This window comes from Micromonospora sp. M71_S20 (assembly GCF_003664255.1).
Taxonomy (GTDB): Bacteria; Actinomycetota; Actinomycetes; order Mycobacteriales; family Micromonosporaceae; genus Micromonospora.
This window is the reverse complement of the sequence record NZ_RCCV01000001.1, coordinates 4,213,011-4,227,938: the sequence shown is the minus strand read 5'-3', so window position 1 is coordinate 4,227,938 and position 14,928 is coordinate 4,213,011. Positions and strand designations below refer to the sequence as shown.

The window sequence follows — 14,928 nt, the reverse complement described above, 5'->3', positions numbered from 1 at the left end:
CACCGCGTGCCGGGTCGCCGGCCGAGGAGCGTGGGGAGGGACGGCATGGAGTTCGAGGTACGCCGGATCGGGCCGGAGTCGACCGCCGAGGCGGCCGACGTGCTCGCCGACGCCTTCAACGGGTACCCCTGGATGGCCTGGACGGTGGCGGCCGACCGGCACCGGGAGCGGTTGGGGGCGATGTTCGCCGGCACCGTCGCCGCCGTCGGGCTGCCCTACGGCGACGTCTGGGCGGCGGTGGACGCCGACGGCCGGCCGGCGGCGGTGGCGGTCTGGCTGCGCCCGGACCGGCCGGTGCCGGATGAGGCCTGGGCCGGTGTCGCGGCGCGCAACGCCGAGTTGGCCGGCGACCGGCAGTCGGCGCTGCACGCCGCCGACGCGGCCTGCGCCTCGCTGCGGTCGGCCGAGCCGGCGTTCCTGCTCGCCACCGTCGGCGTGCGCCGGACCGACCAGGGCCGGGGGCTGGGCGCCCGGGTGCTGCGGCCCGGCCTGGCCGAGGCCGACCGCGCCGGCCTGCCCGCCGTGTTGGAGACCTCGTCGGAGCCGAACGTGCGGTTCTACCGGCGGCTGGGCTTCGCGGTCACCGGCCAGGCCCGGGTGCCCGACGGCGGACCCGACGTCTGGGCGATGCGGCGGCCGGCCGCCGGCGAGCGGGTGTAAGGGCGGCCCGCCCGGGTAGCCGCCGGGAATGGAGCTGGTCGAGGAGTCGCCGTACCGCTTCCGGATCGACCGGCACGACCCGATGCGGGTGCCGGGGGTGGTCTTCGCGTCCCGGTCCCTGCTGCCCGACGCCGGGGAGGACAGGTCGCTGGAGCAGGTCGCGAACGTCGCCACGCTGCCCGGCATCGTCGACGCCTCGTACGCCATGCCCGACGTGCACTGGGGCTACGGGTTCCCGATCGGCGGGGTGGCCGCCACCGACGTCGCGAACGGCGGCGTGGTCTCGCCCGGCGGGGTGGGCTTCGACATCTCCTGCGGCGTCCGGCTGCTCGCCGCCGACCTCGACCGCGACGGGCTGCGGCCCCGACTGGACGCGCTGATGGACGGGCTGGGCGAGGCGACCCCGCGCGGCATGGGCAAGGGCGCGGTGTGGCAGCTGTCGACGCGCGCGGAACTCGACGCGGTGCTGCGCGGCGGCTCCCGCTACGCGGTGGAGCGCGGCTTCGGCGTCGAGCGGGACCTGTACCGCTGCGAGGACGCCGGCGCCGTCGGTGACGCCGATCCGGCGCGGGTCAGCGAGCGGGCGATCGAGCGCGGCGCGCGCCAGGTCGGCAGCCTCGGCTCCGGCAACCACTTCCTGGAGGTGCAGGCCGTCGAGGAGGTGTACGACGACACCGCCGCCACCGCCTTCGGGCTGCGCCCCGGCCAGGTCTGCGTGATGATCCACTGCGGCTCCCGGGGGCTGGGCCACCAGATCTGCACCGACTACGTGCGGAAGATGGAGAAGGTGATGGCCCGCCACGGCATCGAGGTGCCGGACCGCCAGCTCGCCTGCGCCCCGGTCACCTCCGACGAGGGCCGCGCCTACCTGGGCGCGATGGCCGCCGCCGCCAACTACGCCCGGGCCAACCGGCAACTGCTGACCGACGCCGCCCGGAAGGTCTTCGCCCGGGTCACCGGCAGCCGGCTCGACCTGGTCTACGACATCTCGCACAACCTCGCGAAGATCGAGACGCACGGCGTCGACGGCGCGCGGCGCGCGCTGTGCGTACACCGCAAGGGGGCCACGCGCGCGCTGCCGCCCGGCCACGACGACCTGCCCGGCGACCTGCGGGACGTGGGCCAGCCGGTGCTGATCCCCGGCTCCATGGGCACCGGCTCGTACGTGCTCACCGGCGTGCCGGGGTCGCCGGCCTTCGCGTCCACCTGCCACGGGGCCGGCCGGGTGCAGAGCCGCAAGCAGGCCGTGAGGTCGGAGCGCGGGCTGGACCCGCGTGCCCAGTTGGAGGCGCAGGAGATCGCGGTGCGCGGGGCGTCCCGGCGCGGTCTGGCCGAGGAGATGCCGACGGCGTACAAGGACGTCTCGGCGGTGGTGGCGGCCGCCGAGGGCGCCGGGCTCTGCCGGAAGGTGGCCCGGCTGGTCCCGCTCGGCGTGGTGAAGGGCTGAGCGGCACGCGGCGTGGTGCAGGGCTGAGCGGCAGGCGGCGTGGTGCGGGGCCGAGCGGGCGGCTCACACGTCCAGCGTCACCGCGCAGCACCAGCCCTCGACGTCGGGGCCGAAGCGCAGCGCGTGCAGGGAGACGGCCTTCGGCACCGCGCCGACCAGCTCGACGGCGTCGGTGTCCGCCGTGCGCCAGCGCACCACCAGGCCGCCGGCGCCGTCGTCGGCCACGTCGGTGCGCAGCGGCAGCTCACCCGCCGTCTCCATCCGGAAGATCACCTCGTCGAGTACGCCCACCAGCAGGTCCGCGTCGTCGTCGCCGGGCGGCGCGCGGAACTCCCGCTGCGGACCCGGCCGCGCCCCGGCGGGGTCGACGAACGTGTCGACCAGCGCGGCGACCGCCTCGGCGACGCACTCCTCCCGGCTCGGCGCCCACGCCTCGATGCGGACGTCGGCGGTGTGCGGCAGGCGGCGGTGCCCCCGCCCGGGTCGTCGCTGCATGCCCCGATCCTCCGCCACGCGGGCGCCGCGCGACGGCCGGTTCAGTTCAGCCCGAGCCGGGCGATCGGCTCGACGAGCTCGCGTTCCTCGTACGCGAGGTGGGACAGCAGCGTGTCGCTGAGCAGGTCGACCGCCGCGCGGAGCTCGGCCATCCCGTCGGCGACGGAGACGAACGCGACCAGCGCCCGGTCCACCCGCTCCAGCACGTCGTGGATCGCGTGGTGCTCCTGCTCCAGCCGGTCCAGCACCGGGGCGAGGCGGGCGTCGCCCCCGCGCAGGTGCGGGAAGATGCCCCGGTCCTCCAGCGTGTGGTGGGTGGTGACCACCCGGCAGTACGACTCGCAGTACGTGCCCAGGGTCCACTTGTTCTGCCGGATGGTCATCGTGTTGATGTGCGAGCGGGCCGTGCCCGCGTCGAGCAGCCCGGCGCCCACCTGCTCCACCAGGTCGTACAGCCGGGTCAGCTCGGCGCGCAACCCGTCGTGCACGTCGATCAGGTGCTGGGCGCCGGCCTGGTCGTGCGGGGTGTAGGTGCGTGCCGGGTCCGGCGTGGGGCCGGTGGGCCGCGTGGTCTCGTCCCAGACCCGGATCGCGCTGCGGCGCACGCCGTCGTCGGGCGTCGGGACGACGGCGAAGGATCCGGCGCCGGCGGGCGGGCGGGGAACGGCCGGCGCCTCCGCCGGGGCCGGCCCGGGCGCCGCCGGGGCCGCGGCGGGCGGGGTGCCGGCCGCGCGCTCGCCGGCCACGAGTTCGCGTACGGCGGGGGCGACCTCGGCGGCGAAGCGCCGCAGGTCCTCGGGATCGTCGCTGCCCAGGATGAAGGTGCTGATCCCGTCGCTGAGCGCCAGGTCCGCCAGCTCCTCGGCCCACTGCTCGGCGGGGCCGTCGAGCGGTCCCCGGCCGACGGGGGCGAAGCGGCCGGTGACGTTGAGCAGGCGGCGCACGTCGGCCGGGTCGCGGCCGGCCTCCCGGGCGGAGTCGTCGATGATCGTGTTGCCCCTGCCGAGGTCGCCGGGTTGCAGGTAGCCCAGCGACGGCAGCCACCCGTCGGCCCGACTGCCGGTCAAGGCCAGCATCCGCGGCTTGTACGCGCCGAGCCAGATGCCCACGTCGTGGGCGGGGGCGGGGCCCCGCTTCGCGCCGAGCACCCGGTGGAACTCGCCGTCGACCCGGACGCCGCCGCGCGCCTCGACGTCCCAGACCTGGCGGACGACGTCGATCGCCTCGGCGAGGGCCCGCACGCCCTGCCCGGGGGAGAGCCGGCGCCCGCCCATCGCCTCGATGGCCTCCCAGAACGCGCCGGCGCCCAGGCCGAGCTCCACCCGGCCACCGCTGAGCAGGTCGAGACTCGCCACACTGCGGGCCAGGACGGCCGGCGGGCGCAGCGGCAGGTTGGTCACGTTGGCGGCCAGCCGCACCGTGCCGGTCCGGGCGGCCACGAAGCTCATCAGCGTCCACGTGTCGAGGAACGCGGGCTGGTACGGGTGGTCCTGGAAGGTGACCAGGTCGAACCCGACCTGCTCGGCCAGCACGGCGAGGCCCACCACCCGCCCCGGCTCGGCGTTGCCGGGTGTCAGGAACGCCCCGAAGGCCAGCGGATGGCCGTAGTCGCCCATGTCGGTACTCCCTTCCGCCCCGCAGCCTCTCACGCGGCTCGGGGCGGTCCCTGAGCCGTCCGGCGAATCGGGCCGGGAACGCCGGCCGGCACCGCGCTCCGCGCGGCCCGTGCCGCCCGCCGCCGGGCACTCCGGGCGCCACCACCCGGCGTACGGTCGGCGGATGCGGATCGTGAAGTTCACCCACTCCTGCGTCCGGCTGGAGCACGACGGCGGCGTGCTGGTCATCGACCCCGGCACCTGGAGCGAGTCACGGGCCCTGGCCGGCGCGGACGCCGTGCTGGTCACCCACGAGCACACCGACCACGTCGACGTGCTCCGGCTGGCGGGTCTCGGCGTGCCGGTCTTCGCGCCGGAGGGCGCCGTCCTGCCCGACCTGGCGCCGCTGTCCGTGACCAGGGTCGGCGCCGGTCAGCGGTTCGCCGCCGCCGGCCTCACCGTGACCGCGCTCGGCGGTCGGCACGCCACCATCCACGGCGGCCAGCCCGACTGCGCCAACCTGGGCTACCTCGTCGGCGACGCGGTCTACCACCCGGGCGACTCCCTGCACCGGCCGGACCGGCCGGTCGAGACGCTGCTGGTCCCGGCACAGGCATCCTGGCTGAAGCTCACCGAGGCGATCGACTTCGCCACCGCCGTCGGGGCCGAGCGGGTGTTCCCGATCCACGACGCGCAGCTCAACGAGCGCGGCCTGACCAGCGTGAACGGCTAATTCGCCGAGACCGTGCCCGGCTACCGCCACCTGGCGCCGGGGGAGTCCGCCTGACCGGTGATCCCACCCAGGGGTGGTCTCCACCGAGACCGGCCGTGTCGTCCACGGACGAACTGCTATACGGTCGCGGGGTGAGGGTCGAAGAACACTGGTGGAACGGCGACACGTCGCAGCGTGGGCGTCGGGACGTGTACATCCGTACCGACGGGCAGCGATGGGACGTACAGGTACGGATCGGCGGCGAGTCAGGCCGCTCCCGGGTGCAGGAGTGCCCCGGTCGGACGTCGGCGGTCATTCTGGCCGGGGCGTGGCGCGGCAATCATCCCGCCTGGCGCGAGGTGTCCGACTGACGGCGACCGCCGGCCTCGGGCGGTGACAACCGGTCGCGGCCGGCGTTGACCGGGCTGCTCCCTCCGACGTTGGTTACGCTCGGGTGACCACGGCGGGGGGAGCAGCATGAGCGGCGGAACCGTTCCGGCGGTGATGCCGGCCGCGTTCATCGGTCACGGCAGCCCGATGAACGCGCTGGAACTCAACCGCTACACGCAGGCGTGGCGCGCCTTCGGGCGGGCGGTCCCGCGGCCCCGGGCGATCCTGGTCGTGTCGGCCCACTGGTACATCGGCGCCACCGCCGTCACCGCGATGCCCCGGCCGAGGACGATCCACGACTTCTACGGCTTCCCGCCGGAGCTGTTCGACGTCGACTACCCGGCGCCCGGCCTGCCGGAGCTGGCGGAGGAGATCGCCGACGTGGTCCGTCCCACCTGGGTGGGGGCGGACGTCGACTCGTGGGGGATCGACCACGGCACCTGGTCGGTGCTCACCCACGCGTTTCCCGACGCGGACGTCCCCGTCGTCCAGTTGAGCATCAACGCGTTCAAGGGACTGGACTACCACCTGGACCTGGGCGCGCGGCTCGCCCCGCTGCGCGAGCGCGGAGTGCTCGTCGTGACCAGCGGCAACGTGGTGCACAACCTGCGGGGGGTGGACCCGCGCATGGTCGACGAGGGCTTCGACTGGGCGCGGCGGTTCGACGAGGCGGCGAAGGACGTCATGCTCGGCGAGCCGACCGAGGCGGCCACGCTGGACGCCCACCGTGACTTCGGCCGGGCCGTGCCGACGCCGGACCACTTCGTCCCGCTGCTCTACCTCGCCGGCCTGGCCGGCGCCGCCGGCGACGGCGCGCAGGTGCTGGTGGACGGGTACGCGTACGGGTCGCTGTCGATGACCGCCTACACGGTGGGGTCGTCCTGCCGTGCCGAGGCCCCGCTGGCCGGCGCACCCGCACTGCCGACCGACGTGCCGATCGACTCCTCCAACATCTGACGGCCACCGTCCGGCCGCCGCCGCTGTGGGCCGCCGCCTGTCGGCTTTTCCGGCCGTCCCGAGCGGGGCGGCGGGACGAGGGTTCAGCCGGTCGTGGGCGCCGGCTCGGCGACCGGTCCGCACGGCTGGGCCCTCATCCGCCGCCGCGTCCGTCAGCGGCCCTTGACGACCTCGACCAGCTGGTCCAGCGCGGCGCTCCAGCCCTCGATGAAGCCCATCTCCTCGTGCGACTTCTTCGCCGAGGCGTCGGCGTGGATCGCGGTGGCCGTGTACTTCGTGCCGTTGCCGGTGGGCTCGAGCCTGATGATCGCGGTGAACGGGAAGCCGTCGCTGACCTGGGGGCGGAAGCCCGGGCCCAGCCCTGAGGTGAAGATCAGCGTCGAGCCCTCCTCGACGACCAGGATGCAGCCGGTGCTCGGGTACTCCTCGCCCTCGGGCGAGCGCATCACCGTGTTGAACCTGCCGCCGGGCTGGAGGTCGATCTCGCAGGACGAGGTCGACCAGGGCCGCGGGGCGAACCACTGCACGACCAGCTCGGGCGTGGTCCAGGCCTTCCAGACCAGCTCGGGCGCCACGTCGACGGTGCGCTCCAGGACGAGGTCGAGACTCGGGTTCACGCTCGGGTAGGCGGTCATGTCTGCTGCTCCTTCAGGTCGTGGAGAAACGAGTCGAGCTGGTCGAGGCGCCGGGACCACGTCGCGCGCTGACCGGCGAGCCAGGTGTCGACGTGCTCGAGCGGCTGGGGGGCGAGCCGGTAGGTCCGCACCCGCCCCTTCTTCTCCGACGTCACCAGGCCGGAGCGCTCGAGGACGCCCAGGTGCTGGGTGAACGACGGCAGTGCCATGTCAAACGGACGAGCGAGCTCGCTGGTTGTCGCGGGCCCTCGGCCGAGGAGCTCGACGACCCGGCGGCGGGTCGGGTCCGACAGCGCGTGGAACACGCCGTCCAGGGTCCCGTCGTCGCTTCGGTCTCCGGCGCCCGATTGCTTAGGCATGAACCTAAGTATGCCCGTGCTCCACACTTAGGTCAAGCCCTAAGTGAAGCCGTCTGGTCCCGATCCGTCCGCGTCGGTCATGCTGGGGGCATGACCGACGCCGGCGCCCCGGAACCACTCACCCTCAACGTGTACTGCCGGCTCACGGTGGCCGTGACCGATCCGCAGGTGCTCACCGACCACGCGGTGGCGGACCTGCGGGCCGCGGACATCGACTGGTCGGCGGAGGGGGACGACCTCGAAACGGCGGTGGCGGACCTGCGCAACGACGTCGTGGTGTCGCTGGCGTCGCTCGTGGACATCAGCCGGATGGTCGACGGGCTGCCGGGCGTGGAGGCGAAGGGCGGGCTGTGCTGGGCCGAACCCGGCCCGCCCCGCGAGGCCGTCTGGCGCGCCGAGTAGGCCGTGTGTCGGTCCCGGACACTCCGGCGTCGCCCGAGGTGTCGACGGCACTCATGTCCACTGTGCCCGGCGTCACGTTAGCTTCTGCGTACGCCGGCACGACGCCCCCGCTGGCGGACAGGAGAGCGCCATGACCGCACCGCTGAAGGCCACCGCCGCCCTCGTCACCGCCCTGCTGCTCGTCCTCACCACCGCGGCCCCCGCCCAGGCCGCCACCCCGGCCACCAAGGCGCCGGTCGCCGGCACCCTGCGCCCCTACGACGTCTCCGGCGTGTACGTCGCCGGCGTCTCCTCCGGTGGCTACATGGCCACCCAGCTCCACGTCGCCTACTCGTCCCGGATCCGGGGCGCGGCGGTCTTCGCCGCGGGGCCGTACTACTGCGCGCAGAACAACGTCGCCCAGGCGCTCGACGGCTGCGGCGACAACGTGTACCCGACGAACGTCCCCGCCCTCCAGGCGTACACCCGGACGTGGGCCTCGTACGGCTGGGTCGACCCGGTGGGCAACCTTTCCGGCGATCCCGTGTACGTCTTCCACGGCAACGGCGACACCGTGGTCAGGAAGTCCGTCACCGACGACCTGGTCCGCTACTACCAGCACTTCGGTGCCAGCGTGCAGTACGACAGCGGATCGCCGGCCGGCCACGCCTGGGTCACCCCGTACGGGACCCTCGGGTGCGCCGTCACCGCGTCGCCGTTCCTGGCCGACTGTGGCACCGACCCGCAGAACGCCCTGCTGCGCAAGCTCCTCGGCAGCGTGCGGGCGCCGAACACCGGCCCGCTGGGCGGCAGCCTGATCCGGTTCAGCCAGCACACGTACGCGGTCAACGGCTGGGCACCCGGGCTGAGCATGGGCGCCGACGGATTCGCCTACGTGCCGGCCTCCTGCGCCGCCGGACGGTCGTGCCGGCTGCTCGTCGCCCTGCACGGCTGCCTCCAGGGCCACGGCGCGGTCGGCACCGCCTTCGTGGACCGGGCGAACCTCAACCAGTACGCCGACACCAACGACCTGATCGTGCTGTACCCCCAGGCGAGCACCGCCGCCACGAACCCGAACGGCTGCTGGGACTGGTGGGGTTACCTGGGCGCGACCAACTACCCGATCAAGGGCGGCGCCCAGCTGGAGACGATCATGAACATGGTGCGCCGCCTGGACGGGTGAGCCGCGCCGCCGCGCGGGCGGGGGCTCTCAACCGGGGGCCCTGCTCAGGCCGGCGCGTCGCTGCCCACCAGGCGGGCGTCGGCCGCGGCCTGACCGTCGACGTCTCCCGCCTCCTCGCAGACGCCCGCCGCGTCCGCCCAGTGCCGCCGGGCCTCGTCGGCGTCGTCGAGGGCCGCCGCGGCGTCGCCCAGGTGCAGCAGGGTCCGCCCCAGGCCGGCCGTGGGCCGCCCGTCGCGCAGCCGCAGGCTCTCCGCCAGCATCTCGTACGCCTGCCGGGCCTGGGCCGGCGTGGCGGCCAACAGCGCGGCACCCGCGTTGAGCAGCGCGGCGGCCCGGTTGGTCGGATCGGCCACGGAGTCGTACTCGCGCAGCGCCGCCCGCCACGACTGCGCCGCGTCGAGGTGCTCGCCGAGCCCGGCGTGCACCAGCACCAGGTTGGTCAGCGCCGCCGCGTAGCCCCGGGCGTCGCCGAGCGCGCGGAAGGCGTTCGCCGCGCGGACCAGGTGGCGGTGCGCGACCTCCAGCTCCCCCCGGGCCAGCCGGGCGGCGCCCAGGCCCAGATCGGTCAGCGCGTGCCCGGCCCGGTCCGCCGCGGAGCGGTGCCGCCGCGACAGCTCCAGGTGCTCCACCGCGTCGTCGAACTGCCCCAGGTCCAGTAGCACCAGGCCCAGGTTCATCCGCGCCTGCGCGGTGCCGCGCCGGCCCCGCTCCGCCACCGCGAGGCTGAGCGCCGTCGCCGCCCCCTGCGGGTCGTGCCGGCGGCGGCGCAGCACCCCCAGCTCGTTGTGCGCCCAGCCGGCGATCTCCGGCCGGTCGTCGGCCGTGGGCGTGGCGAGCACCGTGCGGCACACCTCCGCCCACTCGTCGAGCCGCTCGGCGTGGGCGAGCCAGCCGCACAGCGCCACGGCCAGGCGGAACCACCAGCGGCGTACCCGGCGCGGCAGGGTCTCCGCCGCGCCAGCCGGCACCCGGACCACGGCCAGCAGCAGCTCCTGGTGCAGGTCGAACCAGCCGTACGGGTCGTCGTCCAGCGCCAGCGTCGGCTCCCGGTCCGGGGGCGAGCCGACCACGGCGAGGCTCGCGGCGTGCCGCTCGGCCCGCCGGGCCAGGTGCCGGGTGAGCCGGGCCTGGGCGGCGACCCGCCGCCGCGCCGGCTCCGCGTCGCGCAGGTGCATCCGGGCGTACGGGGCCAGCAGCGGGCGCACCTCGTAGCGGTCGCCGGGCGCGCCGGTGACGAACCCGCCGGTGGCCAGCTCGTGCAGCAGGGCGGCCACCCGGTCCGGGCGACGACCGGCGAGCGCCGCGAGTGTCGGCCGGTCCAGCGGCACCGGGCTGAGCGACATCAGCCGCCACAGTCGCCCCGCCTCGCCGCCGAGCGCGTGGTACGCGGTGTCCCGCGCGGTCACCAGCAGGGTCGCCGGGGAGGCGGCGACGTGCTGGTGCGGGGGCGTGTCGACGGCGCGGCGCAGCGCGTCGAGCACGTCGGTGTGCCGCCACCCGTGCTGTGCCGTACGTCGACCCAGCTCCGCGACCGTGCGGGGCTGCCGCCCGCAGAGTTCGACGAGGGCGCGTACCGCCGGGTCGGTGCGCGGGTCCGGGCGGTGCGGCCGGGCGACGGGCGCGGTGGCGCCCGCGGCGGCGAACAGCTCGACGGCGTCGTCGGCGTCCGGCTCGGCGAGCCCGTGCGCCACCACCCCGTCCAGCGCGGCCAGCGCTCCCGTGCCGGCCAGCAGGAGGCGGCACGTCCGCGCGGTCGGCGGCAGCAGCGGCCGGACCTGGGCCGGGTCGTCCACGTTGTCCAGCACCACGAGGATCGCCCGGCCGTCGAGCTGGCCGCTCAGCTCGTCGACGGCGTCGGCGAGGTCGTCGGCGCGTCCCGAGGCCGGCGGCCGGGTGCCGAGGATCCGGGCCAGCGCGGTCAGCACCTGCCGGGCGTCGTGCCGCCGGCCGCCCCGGCGCAGGTCCAGGTAGTACTGGCCGTCGGGGAAGTCGTCCCGGCACAGGTTGGCGGCCTGGATCGCGCAGGCCGAGGTGCCGACGGCCCGCCGGCCGACTACCGCCACCGCGTGCTCCTTCTCCAGCAGGCCGATGATCGCGTCGACGTGCCCGTCCCGCCCGGTGAACCCGGCCGGCCACGGCAGGGTGGGCGCGCCGGCGGCGGGTGTGGCCTCGACGTCGTCCGGCGTCGCGGCCTGCTGCCGCTGGCGGCGCCACTCCACGATCATCGCGGCGGCGAGGCCGAGCACGATCACCCCGGCGCTGGCGGAGCCGAGCTGGGCGACGGAGAGCTCGGAGAGCAGGTTGCCGGTGACGTTGCCGAGCACCGCGCTGACCGTGCCGCCGACCACGCCGCCGATCGCGAGCAGCAGGCTCAGCCGCCGGGGCCGCCGCGAGCGGCGGACCGGCCCCGGCGGCGTCACCGCACGCCTCCGGCGACCAGACCGGCGACGAGCTGGCGGCGGGCCAGCACCACCAGCAGCACCGGAAGGATGGAGGCGATGACCGACCCGGCGGCGAGCGCCCCGCTGTTGGCCGCGAAGCCCCGGGTCTGGCCGGCGAGGAACAGCCCCAGCGGCAGCGCGCCCGGCCCGCTGAACAGCAGACCCACCACCAGGTCGTTCCACACCTGCACGAACTCCAGCACCGCGACCGCCACCACGGCCGGGCGGTTGTGCCGGGCGAGCAGCCGCAGGGTGCCCCACCAGTGCCGCCCGCCCACCCGGGCCGCCCGCACCTGCTCGGCGGGCAGGTCCGCGAACGCGTTGCGCAGCACCAGCACGGCGAACGGCACGCCCAGCGCGACGTGCACCAGCGCCAGGCCGCGCGCCGTGCCCGAGGAGAGCACCACGCCGAGCACCTCGTTGACCGGCCCGGCGATCACCTGCACCGGCACGATGCTGGCGGCCATCAGCAGCAGCCCGGTGGCCTGGGCGGGTGGCCCGCTCAACCAGGCCAGCGGGTACGCGGCGAGCAGCGCGACGCCCAGCACCACGGCGGTGACCACGGTCGCCAGCACCAGCGTGAAGCCCAGCGTGCGCCACAGCTCGGTGCCGGTCAGCAGGTCCCGGTAGGAGTCGAGGCCGGGCGGGCTCCACCACCAGCCCCGGGCCGCCGCGTCCACCGCGCCGTGCAGCGAGGTGGCGAGCAGCACCCCGAGCGGCACCAGCCAGGCGACCGCCGCGCCCGCCACCAGCAGCCGGGTCGTCCGCCGCGGCGCCGGCGTCACCGGCTCGGGCGCGACGGGCACCGGGTCCCGGGGCGGCGGCCACGCCTGCCGCACGAACAGCGCCGCGACCAGCATGCCGGCGGCCACCGCCACCAGCCAGACCACGCCGAGCGCGGCGCCCTCGCCGGTGGTGGCGCCGTTGGAGGTCTGCCAGACCCGCAGCGCGAGCACCGACGCCTCGTCGCGTACCGAGCCGGGCGCCATGACCAGGATCAGGTCGAACGTCCTGGCGGTGCCGAGCGCCGCCAGGGTGAACACCACCGCCACGGTGCGCAGCAGCAGCGGCCGCCACTGCGCGTCCCAGAGCACGTCGCGGCGGTTGCCGCCGTAGGCGCGCACCGCGTCGGCGAGGCTGGGCGGCACCGCGTCGAGGGCGGCCCGGAACACCAGCACGGCCAGCCCGACCCACGCCCACACGAACGCCGACATCAGCGCCACGGTGACCAGGCGGGGGCCGAGCAGTTGCGGGGCGTCGGCCGCCGAGCGGCCGGTCAGCGTCGCGGCGACCAGGGTGGCCAGCCCGCGTTCCGGGTCCGGGTCGTACATCAGCCGGAAGGTGACCCCGGTGACCACCAGCGGCAGCGCGGTGGGCACCACCAGGATGAGGCGGACCAGCCCGCCCTCCTGCGAGCGACGCGAGGCGGCGGCGAGCAGGTAGCCCAGCACGGTGACCACCGCCGGCACCAGCAGCGCCCAGAGCAGCGTGCGCCCCACCACGGCGCCGGTGCCGGGCGCGGACAGCGCGGTGCGGAAGTGCTCCGCGCCCACCCACCGGCCGTCGGTGGTGACGCTGGCGTGCAGCGTACGCAGCACCGGCCACGCCACCAGTCCGCCGAGCAGCAGCAGGGCGGGCAGCAGCAGCGCCGAGGTGGCCCCCGCCGCCGGGTAGGCGCGCCCGCGTCGGGGCGGCCCGACGTCGTCGAGGACCGCCAGCTCGCCCAGGACCCGGCTCACCGGCCGCCGCCCGCCGACCGGGCCGCCGCCGCCAGTTGCCCGACGGCCCGGCGGGTCGCGCTGCCGGCGGGGACCCCGTCGACGACGTCGGCGAAGAAGTCCTGCATGATCCGCCACATGCCCACCCCGTCGGAGCCGGTGAACGGGCCCGGCAGCCGGTCGGAGAGGTCGAAGCGCACCGCCTCGGCCGTGCGGAGCTCTGCGGCGAGGCGGCGGCGCACGGGGTCGCGGTAGTCGTCCAACGGCACGGACACGTTGGGGGAGAGGTAGCCGCCGGCGCGCAGCCACGGCTGGAACGCGGAGCCGCCGCTGAGCCAGCGCACCAGCTCCGCCCCGCGGGCCGAGCCGGCGAACGCCACGGCGGCGTCACCGCCGACGATCAGCGGTCTGTCGGCCACCCGGGCGCCGGGGAAGCGGAAGGTCTCCGGCTGCTCCGGGCCCCGGCGGAACCGGCGGCTGACGTCGTCGACGAAGTCGGCCTCGAAGAGCATCGTCGCGCGCCGGTGGTGCACCACCTGGATCACCGACTCCTCGTACTGGGTCAGCAGGGCCCGGCGGCCGCCGCCGGGGAACGCGCCGTCGACGCCCCACAGCTCGGCGAGCCGGTCCAGCGCCGTGTGCACCGACGGGCTCCGCCAGTCGGCCTCGCCGCGCGCCAGCGCCTCGTAGTAGCCGGGCGGGGCCACGTCGGCGAGCACGTTCTCGAACCAGTCGGTGAGCACCCAGCCGTCGGCCGCGCCGATGGCCAGCGGTGCCGGGCCGTCGCCCGAGAGGGCCCGCGCGCCGAGCCGCCGGGTGAGCGTCACGAGCTGGTCCCAGGTGCGCGGGGGCGCGGGGAGCATCGACGGGAAGTACCAGAACAGCGACTTGTGGGCCGCCTTGACCCAGACGCCGTAGCGGCGCCCGTCGGCGGAGAGCAGGTCGGCCATGCCGGGCGGGAGGGCGTAGCTGGTGGCGGGGGTCAGCTCGCGCAGCCAGCCGCGCCGGGCGTACTCGACGACCAGCCCCGACCGGGGCAGGATCGCCACGTCGGGGCTGGTGCCGGCCAGCTGGCGGGCGCGCAGGAACGCGTCGATGTCGTTGCCGGCGCTGATCACCTGCACGTCGGCGCCGTAGTTGCCCACGACCTCGCGGAAACGGGCCAGCTCGCCGCCGCTCCACACGACCGCGACCTGGACCGCCGGCGGCGTGGTGGCGCAGCCCGCGACGGTGGCCGCACTGGCCGCGGCGGCGGCCCGCAGCAGGGCACGGCGGCTCAGCCGTGCCGCCGGCGCGGCCCGGCCCACCGGCGTCACCCGCCCACCTCGGCGGCGACCGGCACGTCGGCCAGCGCGCCCGGGTCGGCCGTGCACACCAGCACCGCGACCCCCGGGGTGTCCGGCGGGGAGAGGCGGCCGACCAGGTCGGTCAGCCGCCCACCGCCGGTCGGCCCGGTCGGCAGGTCGATCACCAGCACCTCGGGCAGGCAGACCACCGCCCGGGCGAGCGCCACCCGGAACCGCTGCGCGTCCGACAGCAGGTGCGGTCGCAGCCCCAGCGTCGGGGCCAGCTCCAGCCGGTCGACCACCGTCGCCGTCCACGCGTCGGCCATCTCCCGCACCCGTTCCCGCCGGCGCTGGCCGTAGGCGATGTTGCGGCGCACGGTCAGGTGGGGCAGCAGCGCGCCGCCGGCCGGCACGTAGGCGATGCGGCGGTGCGGCGGCGGCAGGGCGGTCACCTCCCGGTCGCCGACCAGGACCCGGCCGGCGACCGGCGCGGCCAGCCCGCTGACCACCCGGGCGACGGCGGTGCCGACGGGCGGGGCGGCGACCAGGGCGGCCGTGGCGCCGGCGGCAATGTCGAGGGTCACCGCGGCGGCGCCGGGCACGGCGACGAGCTCGCACAGACGTAACGTGGCCATCACCTCCGGTGACCGGGGCAGTCGGTCCCAGGGT

The 14,928-nt window shown here is 75.9% G+C and carries 15 protein-coding genes; 7 read left to right on the top strand and 8 right to left on the bottom strand.

The genetic code is table 11. The features are described 5' to 3' along the window. The first annotated feature begins 45 nt into the window (after window positions 1-45). Together DER29_RS18205 and DER29_RS18200 are read left to right on the top strand one after the other, a co-directional pair. Window positions 46-660 (top strand): GNAT family N-acetyltransferase, encoded by a 615-nt coding sequence (locus DER29_RS18205; RefSeq protein WP_121398418.1) that lies wholly within the window; start codon window positions 46-48, stop codon window positions 658-660. A 28-nt stretch (window positions 661-688) separates the two neighbouring features. Next, the gene (locus tag DER29_RS18200) at window positions 689-2,107 is read left to right on the top strand and encodes an RtcB family protein (protein WP_121398417.1); all 1,419 of its coding nucleotides are present in this window, start codon (window positions 689-691) and stop codon (window positions 2,105-2,107) included. 63 nt (window positions 2,108-2,170) lie between these two features. Here the strand turns inward: DER29_RS18200 and DER29_RS18195 are convergent, their stop codons facing one another. Then, a complete protein-coding gene (locus tag DER29_RS18195) occupies window positions 2,171-2,602 on the bottom strand; it encodes an archease (protein WP_121398416.1) in 432 nt (143 codons plus the stop codon). Between the two features lie 41 nt (window positions 2,603-2,643). Continuing rightward, window positions 2,644-4,218, bottom strand: a complete 1,575-nt coding sequence (locus DER29_RS18190) for an LLM class flavin-dependent oxidoreductase (RefSeq protein ID WP_121398415.1) — start codon at window positions 4,216-4,218, stop codon at window positions 2,644-2,646. Between the two features lie 163 nt (window positions 4,219-4,381). Here DER29_RS18190 and DER29_RS18185 point away from each other — a divergent pair, with 163 nt between their 5' ends. From DER29_RS18185 to ygiD, 3 genes are all read left to right on the top strand, one after another. Beyond that, window positions 4,382-4,930: an MBL fold metallo-hydrolase gene (locus DER29_RS18185; RefSeq protein ID WP_121399311.1), complete on the top strand. Its 549-nt coding sequence runs from the start codon at window positions 4,382-4,384 to the stop codon at window positions 4,928-4,930. A gap of 131 nt (window positions 4,931-5,061) precedes the next feature. Then, window positions 5,062-5,280: a hypothetical protein gene (locus DER29_RS18180; protein WP_089000245.1), complete on the top strand. Its 219-nt coding sequence runs from the start codon at window positions 5,062-5,064 to the stop codon at window positions 5,278-5,280. A 106-nt stretch (window positions 5,281-5,386) separates the two neighbouring features. Next, window positions 5,387-6,256 (top strand): 4,5-DOPA dioxygenase extradiol, encoded by an 870-nt coding sequence (ygiD, locus tag DER29_RS18175; RefSeq protein WP_233599892.1) that lies wholly within the window; start codon window positions 5,387-5,389, stop codon window positions 6,254-6,256. A gap of 152 nt (window positions 6,257-6,408) precedes the next feature. Here the strand turns inward: ygiD and DER29_RS18170 are convergent, their stop codons facing one another. Both DER29_RS18170 and DER29_RS18165 read right to left on the bottom strand, forming a co-directional pair. Next, on the bottom strand, window positions 6,409-6,891 hold the full coding sequence (locus DER29_RS18170) for an SRPBCC family protein (RefSeq protein ID WP_121398414.1): 483 nt from the start codon (window positions 6,889-6,891) through the stop codon (window positions 6,409-6,411). Then, on the bottom strand, window positions 6,888-7,250 hold the full coding sequence (locus DER29_RS18165) for a helix-turn-helix transcriptional regulator (RefSeq protein WP_121399309.1): 363 nt from the start codon (window positions 7,248-7,250) through the stop codon (window positions 6,888-6,890). The genes DER29_RS18170 and DER29_RS18165 overlap by 4 nt, the downstream gene beginning before the upstream one ends. Before the next feature lie 90 nt (window positions 7,251-7,340). Here DER29_RS18165 and DER29_RS18160 point away from each other — a divergent pair, with 90 nt between their 5' ends. Together DER29_RS18160 and DER29_RS18155 are read left to right on the top strand one after the other, a co-directional pair. Further along, window positions 7,341-7,652 (top strand): hypothetical protein, encoded by a 312-nt coding sequence (locus tag DER29_RS18160; protein ID WP_121398413.1) that lies wholly within the window; start codon window positions 7,341-7,343, stop codon window positions 7,650-7,652. Window positions 7,653-7,782: 130 nt separating this feature from the next. Then, window positions 7,783-8,814 carry a PHB depolymerase family esterase gene (locus tag DER29_RS18155; RefSeq protein ID WP_121398412.1) on the top strand — a complete coding sequence of 344 codons (1,032 nt, stop codon included), beginning with the start codon at window positions 7,783-7,785 and terminating at the stop codon, window positions 8,812-8,814. Between the two features lie 44 nt (window positions 8,815-8,858). Here DER29_RS18155 and DER29_RS18150 read toward each other — a convergent pair whose 3' ends face one another. From DER29_RS18150 to DER29_RS18135, 4 genes are read right to left on the bottom strand one after another with little or no spacing between them, the layout of a single operon-like run. Continuing rightward, window positions 8,859-11,234: a tetratricopeptide repeat protein gene (locus DER29_RS18150; RefSeq protein ID WP_121398411.1), complete on the bottom strand. Its 2,376-nt coding sequence runs from the start codon at window positions 11,232-11,234 to the stop codon at window positions 8,859-8,861. After that, the gene (locus tag DER29_RS18145; RefSeq protein WP_148710081.1) at window positions 11,231-12,994 is read right to left on the bottom strand and encodes an ABC transporter permease subunit; all 1,764 of its coding nucleotides are present in this window, start codon (window positions 12,992-12,994) and stop codon (window positions 11,231-11,233) included. Before DER29_RS18145 ends, DER29_RS18150 begins: the two co-directional genes overlap by 4 nt. Next, entirely contained in the window at window positions 12,991-14,289 is a 1,299-nt protein-coding gene (locus DER29_RS18140) for an ABC transporter substrate-binding protein (protein WP_121398409.1), read from the bottom strand. Before DER29_RS18140 ends, DER29_RS18145 begins: the two co-directional genes overlap by 4 nt. Beyond that, window positions 14,286-14,894 carry an ATP-binding cassette domain-containing protein gene (locus DER29_RS18135; protein ID WP_121398408.1) on the bottom strand — a complete coding sequence of 203 codons (609 nt, stop codon included), beginning with the start codon at window positions 14,892-14,894 and terminating at the stop codon, window positions 14,286-14,288. The genes DER29_RS18140 and DER29_RS18135 overlap by 4 nt, the downstream gene beginning before the upstream one ends. Window positions 14,895-14,928: the final 34 nt, after the last annotated feature.